Below are 18,813 nucleotides of genomic sequence, written 5' to 3'. Positions count from 1 at the left end.
ACGAAACGAAACCGTTTCGTACGTGTCTTGAATCACGGCTCCCGCACTCAACCCCCGGCCCGGTCCGGCGACGGCCCGGCGCACGAGTTGCCGCGGCCGGTCCGCGGGAAAAGCATGGGTAGGTGAGCGACGCGAGCGACGTGTTCGAGAACGCACCCGGCTACCTCCGCTTCCCGCACCTGCACGGCGACCGCCTGTGCTTCGCCGCCGAGGACGATCTGTGGGTGGCTCGGGTGGACGGCTCGGGCCGCGCCTGGCGGCTCACCGTCGACCGTACGAAGGTCGGCCATCCCCGCTTCTCGCCCGACGGCCGCCTGATCGCCTACACGAGCTGGCGCAGTCTCGTCCCGGAGATCCATCTGACCCCCGTGGACGGCGGGCCCGCGCGAAGGCTCACCTACTGGGGCAGTTCCGACACACGCGTGTGCGGCTGGACCCCGGAGGGCGACATCCTCGCCGTCGCCTCGCACGGTGAGCCCTTCTCCTACTTCACCTGGGCCTACAAGGTCCCCACCGACGGCGACCCCGGCGGCAAGCTCCCCTGGGGTCCCGTCTCCGACATCGCCGTGGCCGACGTCGACGGCGAGCACAGGACCCTGCTGCTGACGGGCACGCCGCCGCACGAACCGGCTTCCTGGAAGCGCTACCGCGGCGGCGCCATGGGCCGGTTGTGGCTGCACGGTCAGCGGCTGCTCGCGGACCTCGAGGGCCATCTCGAGTCACCGATGTTCGTGGACGGGCGCATCGCGTTCCTCTCCGACCACGAGGGCATCGGGAACCTCTACTCGTGCGCGTACGACGGCGGCGACCTGCGACGGCACACCGACCACGACGCCTTCTACGCCCGCAGCGCCGCCAGCGACGGGCGGCGCGTGGTGTACCAGTGTGCGGGCGACATCTGGATCGTCGACGACCTCTCCCCCGACTCGATCCCGCGCCGCCTCGACATCCGCCTGGGCGGACCGCGTGCGGGGCGCCGCCCCTACCAGGTGCCGGCCGCGCAGCACATCGACGGGATCTCGGTGGACGAGACGGGCCGGGCCTCCGCCGTCGTCGTGCGCGGCAGCCTGTACTGGCTCACGCACCGGGACGGCCCCGCCCGGACCATCACCGACACTCCCGGTGTGCGGATCCGGCTGCCGGAGATGCTGGGCGTGGGCGGGCAGGTCGCCTACATCACGGACGCCGACGGCGAGGACGCCGTCGAGATCGCCTATCTGCCGCGCGCCTCGGGCGACCGTGCGCCGCGCCGCATGGCCTCCGGCGAACTGGGCTGCGTCCTGGAGATGGTGGCGGACCCGCAGGGGGAGCGGCTCGCGATCGCCTCCAACGACGGGCGGCTGCTGCTGCTCACCGTCGGGGACGAGACCGGGGAAGCCGCGGAGGCCACGGAGACCGACGAGCCGGCCGGCGCGGTCACCGAGCTGGTCCGCTCGGTCAACGGGCCCGTGCGGGACCTCGCGTTCTCACCGGACGGCCACTGGCTCACCTGGTCGCATCCGGGGATCGGCCGGTCGCTGCGCCAGATCAAGATGGCCCGGATCAAGGACCGGCTGATCGTCGACGTCACCAACGGCCGATTCGAGGACGAGAACCCGGTGTTCACCCGGGACGGGCGCTATCTGGCCTTCCTGTCCTGGCGCGGGTTCGACCCGGTGTACGACGTGCACACCGGGGACCTGTCCTTCCCGCTCGGCTGCCGCCCGTATCTTGTGCCCCTGTCGTCGGCGACCCCCTCCCCCTTCGCGGTGAACCCGGAGGGACGGCCCGCCGCCGGAGGCCTCGACCCGCTGGAGGAGGAAGAGGGCGACGGGGTGGTGACCGTCGAGACCGAAGGGCTCGAGAACCGGGTGACGCCGTTCCCGGTCACCGCCTCGAAGTACTCGGAGCTGCGCCCCGTCGCGGGCGGCGGCCTGGTGTGGATGCGGTGGCCGATCTCGGGCGCGCTCGGCGAGACGTTCGTGAACCCGGACGACACCTCCGGTCGCCCGACGCTTGAGCACTTCACCATCAGCAAGGCCAAGAAGTCCGAGCTGGTCGGCCATCTCGACTGGTTCTCCGTCAGCGGGGACGGCACACGGCTGGTGGTGCTGGACGAGGGCGACCTGCGGGCGGTCCCGTCCACCGAGTCCGGCGACGCCGACTCGACCGTGTGGATCGATGTGCGCCGGATCATGCACGAGGTGAACCCGGGGGCGGAGTGGCGGCAGGCGTACGCGGAGGCGGGACGGCTCATCCGGGCCTACTTCTGGGAGCCCGACATGTGCGGGATCGACTGGGACGCGATCCTGGAGCAGTACCGTCCGCTGGTCGAACGGGTCGCCTCACCGGACGAGTTCGCGGACCTGCTGCGTGAGGTGCTGGGCGAGCTCGGCACGTCGCACGCGTATGTGTCGCCGGCCCGGCGCAACGAGGGCCCTGCGCACTACCAGCGCTACCAGGGCCTGCTCGGAGCCAACTTCGCACGCCGCGAGGAGGGCTGGGTGGTCGGGCGGATCCTGCCGGGCGACTCCTCGGACTCCAAGGCGCGCTCACCGCTCGCGGGCACGGGGATCCGGGACGGCGCGGTCCTGACCCATGTGGACGGGCGGCCGGTCGACCCGTTGACGGGACCGGCTCCGCTGCTGGCGGCGGCGGGCGGCACAACGGTGGAGTTGACGTTCGTCCCCGAGGAGGCGGACGCCGGCCCCCGCCGTGTGGCCGTGGTCCCCCTCGTCGACGAACGGCCCCTGCGCTACCAGGACTGGGTGGCCAAGCGGCGCAAGGTCGTGCGGGAGTTGAGCGAAGGCCGCTGCGGGTATCTGCACATCCCGGACATGGGGGGCTCGGGCTGGGCGCAGTTCAACCGGGACCTGCGGATGGAGGTCTCCCGGCCCGCGCTCATCGTGGACGTACGGGGCAACGCCGGCGGTCACATCAGCGAGCTGGTCGTCGAGAAGCTGACACGCACGATCCTGGGCTGGGACCTGACGCGCAACGCCCAGCCGGTGTCGTACGCGTCCAACGCACCGCGGGGGCCGATCGTGGCGCTGACGGACGAGGCGACGTCCTCCGACGGCGACATGATCACCGCTGCGATCAAACTGCTGAAACTCGGGCCGGTGATCGGCTCGCGCACCTGGGGCGGGGTGGTCGGGATGACGGGCCGGCACCGGCTGGGCGACGGCACGGTGATCACGGTCCCGATGAACGCCGCCTGGTTCGAGGAGTACGGCTGGTCGATCGAGAACCGCGGCGTGGAGCCGGACCTGGAGATCCTGCGCACCCCGCTGGACTGGGCCGAGGGCCGCTACAAGCAGTTGGCCGACGCGGTACGGACGGCCCTGGACCTTCTGAGCGCCGAACCGCCCGCCGCACCGCCGGACTACACCGGCGTCCCCGACAGGACCCGTCCGAAACTGCCCCCGCGCAGGACCGGTTGAGGGGCAGCCGGCCCACGGCCCGCTGCCCCGGTGCGGCCGCGGGCGTCGAGAACGGGGTGCCCCGAAAAGACGGGGCACCCCGTTCGACGGCCGAAGCCGGGCACGACGCCTAGGCGTCGTAGTCCTGGTTGAAGCGGTCCTCCGCCTCGTCCTGCTGCCTCCGCGCATCGTGCTGACCCTGCTGGCCGCGCTGCTGCGCCTGCTGGCCGCGCTCCTGGGCCTGCTGCTTGCCCTGCTGGGCCTGCTGCTTGCCCTGCTCCATCTTGCGCTTGGCCTGCTGCTTCGCCTGCCCGGACTTCTCCTGGAACTGGTCCTTCATGCCCATGGGTGTTCACTCCCGTTGTGGGTGAGGGGATTGGGCCTCGACCAGAGTGACATGCCCGGACACTCTACGCATTTCGATCAGTTACGCAGCGTATTGCGCTGCTGCTCATCGGCCTCGCCACCGGCCCCCACCAGCCCCGTGCTCACGCTCTTGAGCCGTGGCTCGAACCGGCGTACGTCCCGCTGCCCCACCGTCGCGATGATCCCCGGCAGCCAGCCGCGCACGGCCTGCATCCCGCGCAGCCACCCCTGCCCGTACACATGGCTCGACCGCCGCTCGATCCCGGCCACGATCCGGTCCACCGCCGGCCCCAGCGGATAGGTCTTGTTGGAGGGCCACGGCAGCCGCTGCCGCAGCTCCCGCATCACCTCGTCCCGGTCCGCGCCCCGCACCATGTCCGTGTCGGTCCACGACAGATACCCGACCCCGACCCGCACGCCCTTGTGCGCGACCTCGGCGCGCAGACTGTGCGCAAACGCCTCCACACCCGACTTGGACGCGCAGTACGCGGTCATCATCGGCGCCGGCGTGATCGCCGCGAGCGAGGCGATCTGGAGCAGATAGCCGCGGCTCTCCAGCAGCACCGGCAGGAAGGCACGGGCGGTCACCGCGGAGCCGATCAGATTCACCTCGACGACCCGGCGCCACGACTGAGGGTCGGAGTCGGCGAACGGCCCGCCGTTGGCCACACCGGCGTTGGCGACGACGATGTCGACCTTCCCGAACCGCTCCTTCACCTCGCGCGCGACCCGGGTCATCGCCTGATGGTCGGTGACGTCCGCGTGCCAGTGGCCGTTCTCCCCGTACAACTGCTCCGAGACCTGCTTGAGCGCGTCCGGTTCCAGGCCGACGAGCGCCACCGTCGCGCCGCGCGCCGACAGCTTGCGGGCCAGCAGCTCGCCCACACCCCGCGCGGCACCGGTGACGACCGCGACCTGCCCCTCCAGACTCACCCTGGTCATGCGCCCTCCTCGATCGTCACGTCCGCCGCGTACGCCGCGGCCAGTTCCCGGATCCGGCCGGTCACCAGCTCCGGCGCCTCCACCGGTGTCATATGGCCCAGCCCGGGCAGTTCCGTACTGCCCACGCAGTTCGGCAGCGCGGCGACCAGCGCCCGGGTGTGCACCGGCGGTGTGAGCCGGTCGGCCGTGCCCACCACGACCTCCGTCGGCACCGCCAACTCCCGTATGCCGGCCTCCAGATCCAGTCCCGCGAGCACGCGCGACCAGTCGTGGCGGACCGCGCGGGGACAGGCGTGCACCACCCGGGCGCATGCCTCGACCATGTCCGGCGCCGAACCGGCGCCCATCGTGGCGTACTTGAGGATGCGCTTCGCCAACGGCGTGACCGGCCCGAGCGGCGCACGGGATCCGAGGACGCGGGTGGTGAGCCAGGTGCGGACGCGTCCGGCGGGCAGCGGCACCACCAGTGCCTCGGCGACCAGGCGCGAACTCCCCGTGCTGCACAGCAGGACGGCCGCCGCGTGCTCCCGGAACCGGGGGCGTGCGGCCGCCGCCAGCACGGTCATCCCGCCCATGGAGTGACCCACGATCACGGCCTTCTCCTGCGGCGCCAGCGTGGCGGCGAGCACCGCCTCCAGATCGTCCGCCAGCGCCTGTGTGCTGCACGCGGGGCTCGCGGGGCTGCGTCCGTGTCCGCGCTGGTCGTAGGCGATCACCCGGTGATCCGCGGCGAGATCCCGTATCTGCGCCGCCCAGAAGGCGGTCGAGCAGGTCCAGCCGTGGGAGAGGACGACCGGGGGCGCGGCCTCTGGTCCGTGCACCTCCACGTGCAGCCGGGCGCCGTCGGCGGAGCGGACGGTCAGCTCACGGGTGGCGGCGGGCGGCGCGTACGGCCCGCTCACCACGTGTGTCGGCCGGCTCATGCCCCCACCTCCAGTTTCGTGTCGTCCGAGCCCCGGCACGGCTCCGCCGCCCCGGTGGCGCGGATCACCTCGTACTCGGCGAGGTCCACCCGCCGCGTCGCGCCCCGGAACTCCGATGTCGTACCGGGCCAGATGGTGGTGTTGCGACCGCGGGCGTCGAGGTACCAGCTGGTGCAGCCGCCGGTGTTCCACACGGTGCGCTTCATGCGCTCCTGCACCCTGTGGTTCCAGTCGTCGACGGCTTGCGGGCGGGCGTCGAGCGCGACCCGGCCGCCGAGGACGTCCAACTGCCGTACATAGTCGGCCAGGTAGTTCAGCTGGGACTCGATCATCAGGATCATCGAGGAGTTCCCGAGGCCCGTGTTGGGCCCGATGATCGTCATCCAGTTGGGGAAGCCGGCCGCGGTGGCCCCCCGAAGGGCCGCCATCCCGTCCTTCCACGTCTCCGCCAGCGTCCGGCCGTCCGCCCCGACGACCCGCTCGGCGATCGGCATGTCGGTGACGTGGAAACCCGTTCCGAAGATGATCGCGTCGGCCTCGGTCTCGGTCCCGTCCACGGCGACGAGGGTCGATCCGCGGACCTCCGCAAGCCCGCTGGCGACGACGTCCACGTTGGGGCGTGTCAGGGCCGGGTAGTAGCTGCTGGACAGCAGGATCCGCTTGCAGCCGATGCGGTAGTCGGGGGTGAGCTTCGCCCGCAGTGCGGGGTCCTTGATCGCGCGGGCCATGTTGCGCTTGGCCAGCCGCTCGACGAAGCCGAGTTCGTCGGGGTGCTTGGTGAACGCCTGGACCTGCATCTCCCGGATTCCCCACAACAGACCGCGCCGCAACTGCGTGGTGAAGGGCAGCGCCCGGTGCAGCCCGCGCTCGAGGCCGCTGATGGCGCGGTCGACCCGGGGCATCACCCAGGGCGGGGTGCGCTGGAAGAGGGTGAGTTCGGCGACCTCGGGCTGGATGGAGGGCACGATCTGGATGGCGGACGCACCGGTGCCGATCATGGCGACGCGCTTGTCGCGCAGGTCGTACTCGTGGTCCCAGCGTGCGGAGTGGAACACCTTGCCGGGAAAGGAGTCGAGGCCGGGGATGTCCGGGATCCTGGGATCGGACAGCGGCCCGGTGGCGGAGACGACCACGTCGGCGGTCAGGTCGCCGCTGCTGGTCTCGATCGCCCAGCGCAGCCGCTCCGCGTCCCACGTCATCAGCTCGACCTCGGAGTCGAAGCGGATGTGAGGGCGCAGCCGGAAGACGTCCGTCACGTGCTCCAGATAGGCCCGGATGTGCTCCTGCCCGGAAAAGGTGCGCGGCCAGTCGGGGTTGGGCGCGAAGGAGAAGGAGTACAGATGGGAGGGCACATCGCAGGCGCACCCGGGGTAGCTGTTGTCGCGCCAGGTGCCGCCGACGCTGCCGGACCGCTCCAGGACGACGAAGTCGGTGATTCCCTCGCGGCGCAGCCGCACGGCGGCGCCGAGGCCGCCGAATCCGGACCCGATCACCGCTACTCGTACATGAGGCACATGCTCGTGCTCGGCCATCCCGACGCCCCTCCATGCCTACGCGACTCCGCCAGTGAACGCTGGCGCAATGGGAGGGTAGGCCAGCGACGTACCGATGGGTAGGGGGCGGGACAAGGAAAGTTACCCCGGGTACGACGTAGGGTTCGGGAGTGGCACACGACGGGGAGCGGCGCGAGTACCGCATGGAGGAGCTGGCCAAGGAGGCCGGCATCACGGTGCGTACGCTGCGCTTCTACCGCGAGCGCAAGCTGATCCAACCGCCGCGCCGCGAGGGCCGCATAGCCTGGTACGACGACACGCATCTGGCCAGACTGCGTACGATCTCCGCCCTCCTGGACCGCGGCCACACCCTGAACGGCATCGCGGAGCTGGCCGAGGCCTTCGACCACGGACGCGGCGTGGGCGATCTGCTCGGCCTCGGCGCACCCACCGAGGAGACCCCGGTCCGCCTCACCCCGGAGGCGCTGGCGGACGTCTTCGGCTCCGAGGCCACTCCGGAGAACCTCGCCGCGGCCCTCGAACTCGGCTACCTCGGCACGGACGGCGGCGAGATCGTGCACATCAGCCGCCGACTGCTGGAGGTCTCGGCGGCCCTGGTCCGCGAGGGCATCCCGCTCGCGGACGTCCTGGCCGCCGGCCGGCGCGTCCGGGAACACGCCGAGGCCCTGGCGGAGGTCTTCGCCGATCTGATGATCTCCCACAACCGATCCCCGCAGGACGCCAACCGGCTTCGCCCGCTGGCGAAGAGCGTCGCGGAGGCGGAACTCTCCCTCGCCCTGGACCGGCGGTTGCGCGAGCGGTAGCCCACCGCGGGAGCTCCCGCTCGGCCGGTGACGCTACCGCTCGAAGGTCACCGTCACGGGCGCGTGGTCGGACCATCGTTCGCCGTGGGTCGCCGCGCGCTCCACGACCGCCTTGACGGCCCTGCCCGCAAGCCCGGGGGTCGCCACGGCCAGGTCGATCCGCCACCCCGTGTCGTTGTCGAAGGCCCGCCCGCGGTAGGACCACCACGTGTACGGCCCCTCGACGTCCGGGTGCAGCGCCCGCACGACGTCGACATAACCGCCGTCCTCGGGATCGAGGACCCGGCCCAGCCACGCCCGCTCCTCGGGCAGGAAGCCGGAGTTCTTCTGGTTCCCGCGCCAGTTCCTCAGATCTGCCGGGCGGTGGGCGATGTTCCAGTCGCCGCAGACCAGGACCTCGCGGCCGTCGGCGGCGGCTCGCTGCCGGAGGTCCCTGAGATGACCGAGGAACTCGGCCATGAAACGGTCCTTCTCGTCCTGCCGCGCGGTTCCGACCTCACCGGAGGGCAGGTAGAGGGAGGCGACCGTGACACCCGGCAGATCGGCCTCGACGTACCGGCCGCTGCCGTCGAACTCGGCCGACCCGAACCCGACCCGCACCCGGTCCGGCTCGCGCCGGGTGTAGAGCGACACCCCCGCGCGCCCCTTGGCGGCGGCGGGCGCGTGGACGACATGCCACCCCTCGGGCTCCCGGACGCTTTCCGGCATCTGCCCGGGCTCGGCGCGCACCTCCTGCAGGCACAGCACGTCGGCCGAGGTCCCGGCCAGCCACTCCACGAAGCCCTTCTTCGCAGCGGCACGAATCCCGTTCACGTTCACGGAGGTCACAGTCAGCACCCGGGAACCCTACCGGCACACTGGTGGGGCCGGTATGTCCGCCTATGCATAGAAGTACGATGACCAGCATGAATATTCGCCGTGTTCCGTTCGACCACCCCGACGCCGTCAAGCTCAACGACCAGGTCCAGGCCGAGTACCACGTGCGCTACGGCGACGGGGGCGACGCCACGCACCTGGACCCGGCGATGTTCCTGCCCCCGTCCGGGCTCTATCTGATCGCGTACGACGAGCAGGACCGCCCCGTCGCCACCGGCGGCTGGCGCACACAGAACAAGAGCGACGAGGGCTACCTGGACGGGGACGCCGAACTCAAGCGCATGTACGTCATGGAGGAGCTGCGCGGCCGCGGGCTGGCCCGGCGCATCCTGGCCTCGCTGGAGGAGGACGCCCGCTCGGCCGGCCGCACCCGCATGGTCCTGGAGACGGGCAGCAAGCAGCCCGAGGCCGTGGCCCTGTATTCCTCCAGCGGTTACGAGCCGTGCGCCAAGTTCGGCTACTACCGCTTCCACGAGCTCAGCATGTGCTTCGCGAAGCCTCTGTAACGCGGCGCGGGGGCCGGGCCGCCCGGTCCCCGCACGCCACCACTGCCGTGAACTGCGCGCCCTGAGCGCCGCGTTCGCCGGTTTCGGGGCACAACAAAGATCCCGCCCGATCTTCCGATCGGACGGGATCTCTCAACTGCCCTGAGCCTCAGGGAGTTGTTGCGGTGGACCTGAGGGGATTTGAACCCCTGGCCCCCTCGATGCGAACGAGGTGCGCTACCGGACTGCGCCACAGGCCCTTGCAACGAGTGAAACTCTAGCATCCTCATCCGCCTGCCCGGAAATCCGTTCCGCCCCTGGTCAGCACCGGGGGCGTGGCAAGGCCGCCGTCGAACCGCCACTACTCGTTGGCGGCCCGGGGCCGTTCACCGTCCTCGTACTGGTCGAACAGCGGAGTGCGCCCCCGCTCCCGGGACCGCCTCGCGGAAGCCGCCCGGCGGGCGTCACTGCGGCCGCCCTCCGCCGAGTCGGCCCGGTCGTCCGCCGCGGCATCGTCCTCCGCGGAGTCCGCCTCGGCGGAGGCACCGGACGCCGCCGGCACGGGCGCCGCCTCCGCCGTACTCGACCGGGCGGAACTCCACGCGTCGGGCGCCCCGAGGTCCACGTCCGGTGTCGCACGCGGGGCCACCGGGGCGGTCACATACGTGGGCAGCGGCACCGGCACCGGCTCCCAGCTGTCGCCGTGGCCCGGTCGGCGCTGCCGCTCGCGCTGCTGGTCCACCCACTCCGCGTGATCGGTCTGCTCGACGAGCGCCCGGCGGTCGGCCGCGAGCGCGGACAGCCCCGCGTCGCTCTCCGGCTCGGACGCGTCCTCCGGCTCGCCCCCGCCCGAGTCCGCCGGCGGCCGCCGTCTGGGCTGCCGCTCCCGGAGCCGCTGCGCCGCCGCCTCGGCCCGGCGGCGGTCCATCGTGTAGGTGAACCGCTTGCGCTCCTGCGCCCGCAGATACGCGATGTACACGCTGAGCAGCACGGCGGGTGCACTCGGTGCCCACAGGAAGGCGAGGCCCCCGACCGCGGCGACGATCGCGCCGAACGTGAACGCAAGAAAGAGCAGGACGGTCGTACGCCGCCGGCGCGCGAGCGCCTTCATACGGCGGGCCCGTGCCATGGCCTCCGCCGAGGACGCCGTCGTCCGCGCACGCGGTACGGCCCTGCCCGTAGAAGGCCGGGCACCCTTCGGCTCGAGGGCGGAGGCGCCCTTGACGGCCCGCTCGGTGGCGCCGGCCTGGGACGGGGCGCCGGATGCGGAGGCACCCTGGGCTCCCGGCTCCCGCCGGACCGTCCCCTCCGGCTCCACCCGGGCCCGCGCCTGGGGCCCGGTGGGGGGCATGGCGAAGGCCCGGACGTCCACCGAATCGGTGACGCCGTCCGGGGCGGGGTTGTGCTCCCCCTCTTCGGTGGAGCGCGCCCGCAGGTCCTTGGCGTATCGGCGCTCCATTCCCGCCCGTCCGGACAGCAGCCGGATGGCGGTGCTGAAGCGTTCCGTCGGACGAGACTCGTTCAGCTCGTCCTGCCTACGGAGCCACATAGGCACCAAGTAGGCGGCCCAGGCCCCGACAATGACTGCGTAGATGAGGCCGCTGCTGCTCACGCCTCACACGGTAGAGGGGTTTGCGTGAGGCCATCTGCCAATTGCGCCGGTGTGTCGCACGATCTGGCTGATATTTCGAACTTTTTTTGGGACCGATGCGATCAACGGGCCGACGCGCCCGCTAATTCATTGCGCCGAGTCGATCGCAGCTCGATCAATTTCGAACATACTTTTTATTTGCCGGGGTGCGCCGGCTTGCCCGGATCGGCGCTCGGACTCTTCGCGTGTGCCTGCTGCGAGCGCGCCCGATGCCAGCGCGCCAGCAACCCCTCGGGCACCTCCTCCGCCGTGAGCGCGAAGACCAGATGGTCCCGCCAGGCCCCGTCGATGTGCAGATAACGCGGGCGGAGGCCCTCCGAGCGGAATCCGAGTTTCTCCACCACCCGGCGGCTCGGCCCGTTCTCGGGGCGAATGCAGACTTCGATGCGGTGCAGTCCGACGGTCCTGAAGCAGTGGTCGACGACGAGGGCCACGGCGGTCGGCATCACCCCGCGGCCCGCGACCGCCTGGTCCACCCAGTAGCCGACATGCCCCGAGCACATAGAGCCCCAGGTGATGCCGGCGACCGTCAACTGCCCGACGAGCCGGCCCTGGTACTCGATGACGAAGGGCAGCATCCGGCCGGCGTTGGCCTCACCGCGCAGATGCCGGACCATCTGGCGGTAGGTCGGCCGGTGGGTGATGGGACCGCTGGGCGTGGGCGGCGGAATGGTCGCCTCCCAGGGCCGCAGCCAGTCCCGGTTGCGGCGGTTGACCTCGCGCCAGGCTCGCTGGTCGCGCAGCTTTATCGGCCGGAGGACGACATCGCCGTCCGCCAGCTCGACTGGCCAGGATGGGCTGTTCAGCACGCACCCCCACTCGGTCCGGGCCCGTCCTCGCCGACCGGGGGACCGGCCGGCTCGGCCCTCGGGTGGTCGCCGCCACGGATCTGGTCGACGGCGTGTACCAACAGGGTCTCCAGAACAGCCAGTCCGTCCTTCACCCCGCCGGTGGAACCAGGCAGGTTGACGATCAGCGTCCTTCCGGCGACTCCCGCGAGTCCCCGGGAGAGGGCCGCCGTCGGCACCTTCTCTCTTCCGAACGCCCTGATGGCCTCGGGAATGCCCGGCACCTCGAAGTCGATCACGGCCCGGGTCGCCTCGGGTGTGCGGTCGGTGGGTGAGACGCCGGTGCCCCCGGTCGTCACGATCACGTCGTAGCCCGCGCGGGCACCGGTCCGCAGCGCGTTCTCCACCGGCTCCCCGTCCGGGACCACCAAGGGCCCGTCGACCGTGAAGCCGAACCGGAGGAGCCCCTGCACGACGAGGGGACCGCCCTTGTCCTCGTACACGCCCGCGGCCGCCCGGTTGGACGCGGTGACGACCAGGGCCGCGTACGCCGCCGACAGGGCGTCGCCGGCCGGCGGGCCTCCCGGTGCCGTCATGCCCGGCTCCAGTCGCCCGACGTGCCGCCCGTCTTCTCCTCCACCCGCACGTCCGTGATCACCGCCGCCTTATCGACCGCCTTGACCATGTCGATCACGGTCAGCGCCGCGACACCGACCGCGGTGAGCGCCTCCATCTCGACACCCGTGCGATCGGTGGTCTTCACGGTCGCCGTGATCTCGACGGCGTCGTCCGCGACGGACAGGTCCAGCTTCACACCCGAGATCGCCAATGGGTGGCACAGGGGAATGAGGTCGGGCGTGCGCTTCGCGCCCATGATCCCCGCGATCCGCGCGGTGGCGAGTGCGTCGCCCTTGGGGACTCCCTCGCCGCGCAGCAGTTCCACCACACGCGGCGAGACGAGCACGCGACCGCTGGCGCGCGCGGTGCGCTCGGTCACGTCCTTCCCGGAGACGTCGACCATGCGGGCCGCGCCCGCGTCGTCGATGTGGGTCAGTCGGTCGTGCGTACTCATCTGCTGCGGCGCTCCCGGTCCCTGCCCGGCGCGGTACGGCGCGCGGGGCTGCTGTGCGCGACACGGTACCGCCACGGGCGCGCGATCACCGGAGCAAGGTCCGGTGAACGGGCCCTCCGACCAGGAAGGGACCCCGGACAGGGCAACACGCCCGGCCCGGAGCGCCTCTGCGCCGCCCCGCGCGGGCGGGCGCGCGTCAGCCGAGGAGGACGACCTCGACCTCGGCACCCGGCTCGACGGACGTGTGGTCCTCGGGCACGACGATCAGGGCGTCGGCGTGCGCGAGGGCCGCGACCAGATGCGAGCCGGCGCCGCCGACCGGGGTCACCTGCCCGTCCGCGTACTTCCCGCGGAGGAACTGCCTGCGCCCCTCGGGCGAGGTCAGTGCCTTGTCCGCGGTGAGGACGGCCTTGACCCTGGGCCGGTGCACCTCCTGCAGCCCCATGAGGGTGCGGATCGCGGGACGCACGAACAGCTCGAAGGAGACGTACGACGACACCGGGTTGCCCGGCAGGGCGAGCAGTGGTGTGTGGTCGGGGCCGATCGAACCGAAGCCCTGTGGCTTGCCCGGCTGCATGGCGAGCTTGCGGAACTCGATGCCGCCGCCCGGCTCGTCCTCGTCGCCGACGGAGGAGAGCGCCTCCTTGACGACGTCGTACGCTCCGACGCTCACCCCGCCGGTGGTGACCACGAGGTCGGCGCGGACGAGCTGGTCCTCGACGGTGGACCGCAGGGTGTCGGCGTCGTCGGCGACGGCGCCGACCCGGTAGGCGATGGCCCCGGCGTCCCGCGCGGCGGCGGTGAGGGCGAAGCTGTTGGAGTCGTAGATCTGGCCGGCCGCCAACTCCTCGTCGGGCGGGATCAGTTCGCTTCCGGTGGACATGACGACCACGCGCGGGCGCGGGCGCACCCGCACCGTGCCCCGGCCGATGGCGGCGAGCAGCCCGATCTGCGGCGGACCGAGCACGGTGCCCGCCTCGAGGGCGAGGTCGCCGGCCTTCACATCGCTGCCCTTGTCCCGCACATGCGCACGCGCCTCGGCCGGACGGTGCACCCGCACCTGCCCCGAGGCGCCCTCGGGGGAAAGGCTGCGGGCCGGCATCCCGGAGACGGGACCCCCACCGAGACCCCCGTCGGTCCACTCGACGGGGACGACGGCCTCCGCACCGGGCGGCAGCGGAGCGCCGGTCATGATGCGCGCGGCCTCGCCCGGACCCACCCGCATCGCGCCGGCCGAGCCCGCCGCGACGTCCCCGACCACCGTGAGGACGGCCGGGAACTCCTCGCTCGCGCCCGCGACGTCCGCGACCCGTACCGCGTATCCGTCCATCGAGCTGTTGTCGAACGGCGGTAGCGAGACCGGGACCGTGACGTCGTCGACCAGCACGCACCCCTGGGCGTCGAGCAGTTGCAGCTCGATGGGCTCGAGAGGCCGGATGCCGGCGAGGATGTCCTCCAGATGGTCGTCCACCGACCAGAGGGGGTCCTGGCCGGTGGTGCGGGTCGCGGCGGCGCTCAAATTCCTTACATCTCCTCGTTCACGTAACTGCGAAGCCAGGTCCGGAAGTCCGGACCCAGATCTTCACGTTCGCACGCGAGTCTGACAATGGCACGCAGATAGTCGCCACGGTCTCCGGTGTCATAACGGCGGCCCTTGAAGACGACACCGTGCACGGGACCGCCGACCTTCTCGTCCTGCGCGAGCTGCTGGAGGGCGTCGGTGAGCTGGATCTCGCCGCCACGGCCCGGCTCGGTCTTGCGGAGTATCTCGAAGATCTGCGGGTCGAGGACGTAGCGGCCGATGACCGCGTAGTTCGACGGGGCGTCCTTCGGGTCCGGCTTCTCGACCAGGCCGGTCACCCTGACGACGTCGCCGTCCTCGGTGGGTTCGACGGCGGCGCTGCCGTAGAGGTGGATCTGCTCGGGCGCGACCTCCATCAGGGCGATGACGCTGCCGCCGTTGCGCTCCTGGACCTCGACCATGCGCGCGAGCAGGGGGTCGCGCGGGTCGATCAGGTCGTCACCGAGCAGGACGGCGAACGGCTCGTGGCCGACGTGCGGAGCGGCGCAGAGCACGGCGTGCCCGAGGCCCTTGGGGTCGCCCTGGCGCACGTAGTGCATCGTGGCGAGGTCGCTGGACTCCTGGACCTTCGCGAGCCGTGCGGCGTCGCCCTTCTTCTGCAGGGCGGACTCGAGCTCGTAGTTGCGGTCGAAGTGGTCCTCGAGGGGCCGCTTGTTGCGGCCGGTGATCATCAGAACGTCGTCGAGCCCCGCGGACACGGCCTCTTCGACCACGTACTGGATCGCGGGCTTGTCGACGACCGGCAGCATCTCTTTGGGGGTGGCTTTGGTGGCCGGCAGGAACCGCGTGCCAAGGCCTGCTGCGGGAATGACAGCCTTGGTGATCCTGGGGTGCGACTCAGTCATGCTCACAACCATATCCGGTGGCTATGTACTGAATCTGTGCCTCCGGTTAATTTGCTCTCATATGAGCGCATTGAGGAAGGCAAGGCACTGACCAGTGGTTCCCATGGGAGACCAGGCCGAGCCTGGCAAGCGAATGTTGCGGCGAAGGCTCCTCGAGATGAGAAACAGGTTGACGTCCGGTGACGTGCGTGAGGCGGCGGACGCACTGGCCGGGCGGGCGCTCGAGTTGCCCGAGCTCGCGCGCGCCCGCACGGTGGCCGCGTACGTCTCCGTGGGCGGCGAACCCGGGACCACACCCCTGCTGGACGCACTGCGCGCACGGAACGTGCGGGTGCTGCTGCCGGTCCTCCTGCCGGACAACGACCTCGACTGGGGCGTGTACGCCGGGCCCGGTTCCCTCGTACGCGTCCGGCACGGCGGACGGATGGCCCTCCTGGAGCCGGCCGGAGAGCGTCTGGGCCCGGAGGCCGTGGGGCGGGCGGACGCCGTGCTGCTGCCCGGTGTGGCGGTCGACGCGCGCGGTATGCGGCTCGGCCGCGGCGGGGGCTCGTACGACCGCGTACTGGCCCGTCTGGAGCGTGCGCGCGCCGACCCGGCCCTGGTGGTGCTCCTGTACGACACGGAGGTCGTGGAGCGCGTCCCCGAGGAGCCCCACGACCGGCCGGTGCACGCGGTGGTGACCCCCTCGGGCGTGCGGCGTTTCCGGGAGTCCCCGCCCGGCCGCCGGCAACCCGCTTGATGTGGAACCGGCCCTGCACGCACGCGTGCAGGGCCGGTTCCACATCGAGTCGTCCGTCAGGGCTCGAGCACGAGGGTGTCGGTCGTGCTCTTGTCGACCGCCGTCTTGGAGAAGCTCCACGACAGCAGCTCCCCCTGGGCCCATTTGTCCGTCTGATCGGTGTAGTGGGCGCTGTAGGCGTGCCCGGAGGCGCCGGTGAGGTTGATCCACTTGGACTTGTCGAGGTCGGCCAGGTTGACCACCATCCGCATCGACGGAACCCACACGACGCTGTAGCCGCCCGCCGCGTTCCAGCCGCTGGCGTTCACCGTCGCCTCGCCGCCGTCGAGCTTCCACGGGCCCCGGTTGAGCATGTACTGCAGCACGCCGGGGCCGCTGGTGCCGAGGGTCTGGTTCTTCAGGAACAGGCGGTGCAGCCGGCCCCAGCTCCAGGTGTCGATGTCCTTGCCGAGCTTGGCGGTCAGCTCCCAGCGCGCGTCCGTCAGTGCGCGCTTGAACAGGTCGTCGCGCGTCGTGGTGGCCTTCTGGGTGCGGGTCTTGGGCAGGTGCCACCAGTCGTTCGTCTGGTCGTTGATGATGTTGTTCACCACCTGGAACCACCGGTCGCCGCCGTCCGGCTGCGCCTGGTCCGCGGCCCGCTCACCGCACTCGCGCACCTTCTGGTCCTCGTCCGCGGGCCCGGTGCTGTCGGCCGGCTCGACCCACAGGCACTGGCCCTCGACGCGGAGCTCCTTGGGCAGCTTGTTGCCGAAGGCGAGCTTGAGGATGTTGCGCCAGACGGCGTTGAAGTACGCGGCCGCCGCCGAGTCGGCGTCCTGTGTGTAGTCCCAGCCCTCGAGCAGCTTCTGCGCCTCGCGGACGTTCTTGTCGGAGACGTCGATCTTGAGGAGCTTGGGCACCAGCAGCCTGGCGATGTCGCTGAAGTTGTCGAGCTGGATCTGGCGCATGTCGTCGGTCGACATCTTGCCGCCGCCCTTGATCTTCGACTCGATCAGGTCGGTGATCCGCTGACTGCGCGTGCCGTAGCCCCAGTCCTCGGTGAGCAGGTAGGGGTACCTGCTCTTGTCGATCACCGCCTGGTTCGCGGTGACGATGTAGCCCCGCTTCGGGTTGAACTCGTAGGGCAGCGCGTTCTGCGGGATGTACTTGCCGGTCCAGCTGTACGCGGGGTCCCAGCCCGGCGCGGGCAGCCGGCCTTCCCCCTTGCCGCGCACCGGGATCTTGCCCGGCAGCTGGTAGCCGATGTTGCCCTTGGTGTCCGCGTAGACCAGGTTCTGCGACGGCACGTCGAAGGAACGGGACGCCGACCGGAACTCGTCCCAGTTCGACGCCTTGTCGATCGCGAAGACGGCGTCCATGGAGGTGCCGGGGTCCAGGGCGGTCCAGCGCAGGGCGATGCCGTAGCCGTCGCCGCGGTCGGGTGCCGCGGTCTCGACCGTCGCCTTCTTGCCGACCTTGACCAGCTCGTCGTCACGGTCGGACAGCAGCGGCCCGTTGTTCGTCTCCCGTACGACGATCTTCTTGGAATCACCGCCGGCGACCTTGATCGTCTCGGTGCGGGTGGTGAACGGGCGCACCTTGTTGTCGTAGAGGTAGCCGCTGCCCGACAGCTTCTCCAGGTAGAGGTCGGTGACGTCCACCCCGGAGTTGGTCATGCCCCAGGCGATGTTCTTGTTGTGGCCGATTATCACGCCGGGCATGCCCGCGAAGGTGTAGCCGGTGACGTCGTACTGGCACTTGCTGGAGAGCGTGGTGCAGTGCAGGCCCATCTGGTACCAGACGGACGGCAGCGAGGCCGACAGGTGCGGGTCGTTGGCCAGCAGCGGCTTGCCGGTGATGGTGTGGTCGCCGTCCACGACCCAGGAGTTGGAGCCGATGCCGTTGCCGTTCACGCCGACGGCGGTCGGAACGTTGTCCAGGACGTTGTAGAGGCCCGCGAGCTGGCTCTGGAGGGCCGAGGACGGCGAGTTCGCCGTGGAGCTGCCGGTCGACGACTGCGTGCCCGTGGAGCCGCTCTGCTCGAACGCCTTGGTGATCTCGTTGTACTGGCCGGTCTGGACGATCGGCTTGTTCCGGCTGTACGGGTAGTCCGGGTAGAGGTCGTCGATCTGCTTCGGGCCGAGACGGCTGGTCATCAGGGAGCGGTCGATCTCGTCCTGCATGTTGCCGCGCAGGTCCCAGGCCATCGCCTTGAGCCAGGACACCGAGTCGACCGGGGTCCACTGCTGCGGCTTGTAGTCGTTGACGAGGCCCAGCGCGGCGTACTCCAAGGAGATGTCCTTGCCGCTCTTGCCATTCAGGTAGGCGTTGACACCCTTGGCGTAGGCATCGAGGTACTTCTTCGTCGAGGAGGACAGCTTGGTGTCGTACTCCTGCTTGGCGACCCGGTCCCAGCCGAGGGTCCGCAGGAACTCGTCGTTCTTGACCTGGCTCTTGCCGAACATCTCGGACAGGCGCCCGGAGGTCAGGTGCCGGCGCACGTCCATCTCGTAGAACCGGTCCTGCGCCTGGACATAACCCTGCGCCATGAAGAGGTCCTCGTCGGACGAGGCGTAGATCTGCGGGATCCCGTAACCGTCGCGCTTGACGTCGACGGGGCCCGACAGGCCTTCGAGCGTGATCGACCCACTGGTCTGCGGGAAGGAAGCTCGCACGGTACTGACGGACCAGTACCCTCCGTAACCGAACCCTCCCACAAGGGCCAGAACCAGGACGATCAGAAGCAGACGGGCTCTGCGCCCCTTCCTCCTGCCGGACTTGCCGGGCTTCTGGCCGGAAGAGGCGTTGGTGTTGGCGGGCATCGCTGTCCTTGCTGTCCTAACACGA

Annotated in this window: 16 protein-coding genes and 1 tRNA gene; 4 read left to right on the top strand and 13 right to left on the bottom strand. The window is 70.8% G+C overall.

Annotation, left to right across the window (positions count from 1 at the left end):
* The first annotated feature begins 122 nt into the window (after positions 1-122).
* Positions 123-3,422: a S41 family peptidase gene (locus RCR19_RS21470; protein WP_331266597.1), complete on the top strand. Its 3,300-nt coding sequence runs from the start codon at positions 123-125 to the stop codon at positions 3,420-3,422.
* Between the two features lie 109 nt (positions 3,423-3,531).
* Here the strand turns inward: RCR19_RS21470 and RCR19_RS21465 are convergent, their stop codons facing one another.
* The 4 genes from RCR19_RS21465 to RCR19_RS21450 form a co-directional block, all read right to left on the bottom strand.
* Positions 3,532-3,747 carry a hypothetical protein gene (locus RCR19_RS21465; RefSeq protein WP_059130668.1) on the bottom strand — a complete coding sequence of 72 codons (216 nt, stop codon included), beginning with the start codon at positions 3,745-3,747 and terminating at the stop codon, positions 3,532-3,534.
* 77 nt (positions 3,748-3,824) lie between these two features.
* A complete protein-coding gene (locus RCR19_RS21460; RefSeq protein ID WP_331266596.1) occupies positions 3,825-4,709 on the bottom strand; it encodes an SDR family oxidoreductase in 885 nt (294 codons plus the stop codon).
* The gene (locus RCR19_RS21455; RefSeq protein ID WP_331266595.1) at positions 4,706-5,632 is read right to left on the bottom strand and encodes an alpha/beta hydrolase; all 927 of its coding nucleotides are present in this window, start codon (positions 5,630-5,632) and stop codon (positions 4,706-4,708) included. Before RCR19_RS21455 ends, RCR19_RS21460 begins: the two co-directional genes overlap by 4 nt.
* Positions 5,629-7,164, bottom strand: a complete 1,536-nt coding sequence (locus RCR19_RS21450) for an NAD(P)/FAD-dependent oxidoreductase (RefSeq protein WP_331266594.1) — start codon at positions 7,162-7,164, stop codon at positions 5,629-5,631. The genes RCR19_RS21455 and RCR19_RS21450 overlap by 4 nt, the downstream gene beginning before the upstream one ends.
* Before the next feature lie 164 nt (positions 7,165-7,328).
* Between RCR19_RS21450 and RCR19_RS21445 the strand changes: the two genes are divergently transcribed.
* The gene (locus RCR19_RS21445) at positions 7,329-7,949 is read left to right on the top strand and encodes a MerR family transcriptional regulator (RefSeq protein WP_331269512.1); all 621 of its coding nucleotides are present in this window, start codon (positions 7,329-7,331) and stop codon (positions 7,947-7,949) included.
* A gap of 33 nt (positions 7,950-7,982) precedes the next feature.
* On the opposite strand, the gene RCR19_RS21440 is transcribed toward RCR19_RS21445, so the two are convergent.
* Entirely contained in the window at positions 7,983-8,786 is an 804-nt protein-coding gene (locus RCR19_RS21440; protein WP_331266593.1) for an exodeoxyribonuclease III, read from the bottom strand.
* 68 nt (positions 8,787-8,854) lie between these two features.
* Here RCR19_RS21440 and RCR19_RS21435 point away from each other — a divergent pair, with 68 nt between their 5' ends.
* On the top strand, positions 8,855-9,331 hold the full coding sequence (locus RCR19_RS21435) for a GNAT family N-acetyltransferase (RefSeq protein ID WP_331266592.1): 477 nt from the start codon (positions 8,855-8,857) through the stop codon (positions 9,329-9,331).
* A 165-nt stretch (positions 9,332-9,496) separates the two neighbouring features.
* On the opposite strand, the gene RCR19_RS21430 is transcribed toward RCR19_RS21435, so the two are convergent.
* The 7 genes from RCR19_RS21430 to galU all read right to left on the bottom strand — a co-directional run bounded on the left by RCR19_RS21430 (position 9,497) and on the right by galU (position 15,248).
* Positions 9,497-9,570, bottom strand: a tRNA-Ala gene (locus RCR19_RS21430).
* A 101-nt stretch (positions 9,571-9,671) separates the two neighbouring features.
* Positions 9,672-10,922: a gephyrin-like molybdotransferase receptor GlpR gene (gene glpR, locus RCR19_RS21425; RefSeq protein ID WP_331266591.1), complete on the bottom strand. Its 1,251-nt coding sequence runs from the start codon at positions 10,920-10,922 to the stop codon at positions 9,672-9,674.
* A gap of 173 nt (positions 10,923-11,095) precedes the next feature.
* On the bottom strand, positions 11,096-11,767 hold the full coding sequence (locus tag RCR19_RS21420; protein WP_331269511.1) for a GNAT family protein: 672 nt from the start codon (positions 11,765-11,767) through the stop codon (positions 11,096-11,098).
* Complete coding sequence (locus tag RCR19_RS21415) at positions 11,764-12,345, bottom strand: MogA/MoaB family molybdenum cofactor biosynthesis protein (RefSeq protein ID WP_331266590.1); 582 nt, start codon at positions 12,343-12,345, stop codon at positions 11,764-11,766. The genes RCR19_RS21420 and RCR19_RS21415 overlap by 4 nt, the downstream gene beginning before the upstream one ends.
* Positions 12,342-12,821, bottom strand: a complete 480-nt coding sequence (gene moaC, locus RCR19_RS21410) for a cyclic pyranopterin monophosphate synthase MoaC (protein WP_059130659.1) — start codon at positions 12,819-12,821, stop codon at positions 12,342-12,344. Before moaC ends, RCR19_RS21415 begins: the two co-directional genes overlap by 4 nt.
* 196 nt (positions 12,822-13,017) lie before the next feature.
* Positions 13,018-14,340: a gephyrin-like molybdotransferase Glp gene (glp, locus tag RCR19_RS21405; protein ID WP_331266589.1), complete on the bottom strand. Its 1,323-nt coding sequence runs from the start codon at positions 14,338-14,340 to the stop codon at positions 13,018-13,020.
* A 5-nt stretch (positions 14,341-14,345) separates the two neighbouring features.
* On the bottom strand, positions 14,346-15,248 hold the full coding sequence (galU, locus tag RCR19_RS21400; protein WP_331266588.1) for a UTP--glucose-1-phosphate uridylyltransferase GalU: 903 nt from the start codon (positions 15,246-15,248) through the stop codon (positions 14,346-14,348).
* A 103-nt stretch (positions 15,249-15,351) separates the two neighbouring features.
* Between galU and RCR19_RS21395 the strand changes: the two genes are divergently transcribed.
* The gene (locus RCR19_RS21395; protein WP_331266587.1) at positions 15,352-15,987 is read left to right on the top strand and encodes a 5-formyltetrahydrofolate cyclo-ligase; all 636 of its coding nucleotides are present in this window, start codon (positions 15,352-15,354) and stop codon (positions 15,985-15,987) included.
* Between the two features lie 56 nt (positions 15,988-16,043).
* Here the strand turns inward: RCR19_RS21395 and RCR19_RS21390 are convergent, their stop codons facing one another.
* Entirely contained in the window at positions 16,044-18,788 is a 2,745-nt protein-coding gene (locus RCR19_RS21390; RefSeq protein ID WP_331266586.1) for a penicillin acylase family protein, read from the bottom strand.
* Positions 18,789-18,813: the final 25 nt, after the last annotated feature.

This window comes from Streptomyces sp. WAC07094, from assembly GCF_036320405.1.
In the GTDB taxonomy this organism is placed as follows: domain Bacteria; phylum Actinomycetota; class Actinomycetes; order Streptomycetales; family Streptomycetaceae; genus Streptomyces; species Streptomyces lannensis.
This window is presented reverse-complemented; position numbering and strand designations above follow the sequence as displayed.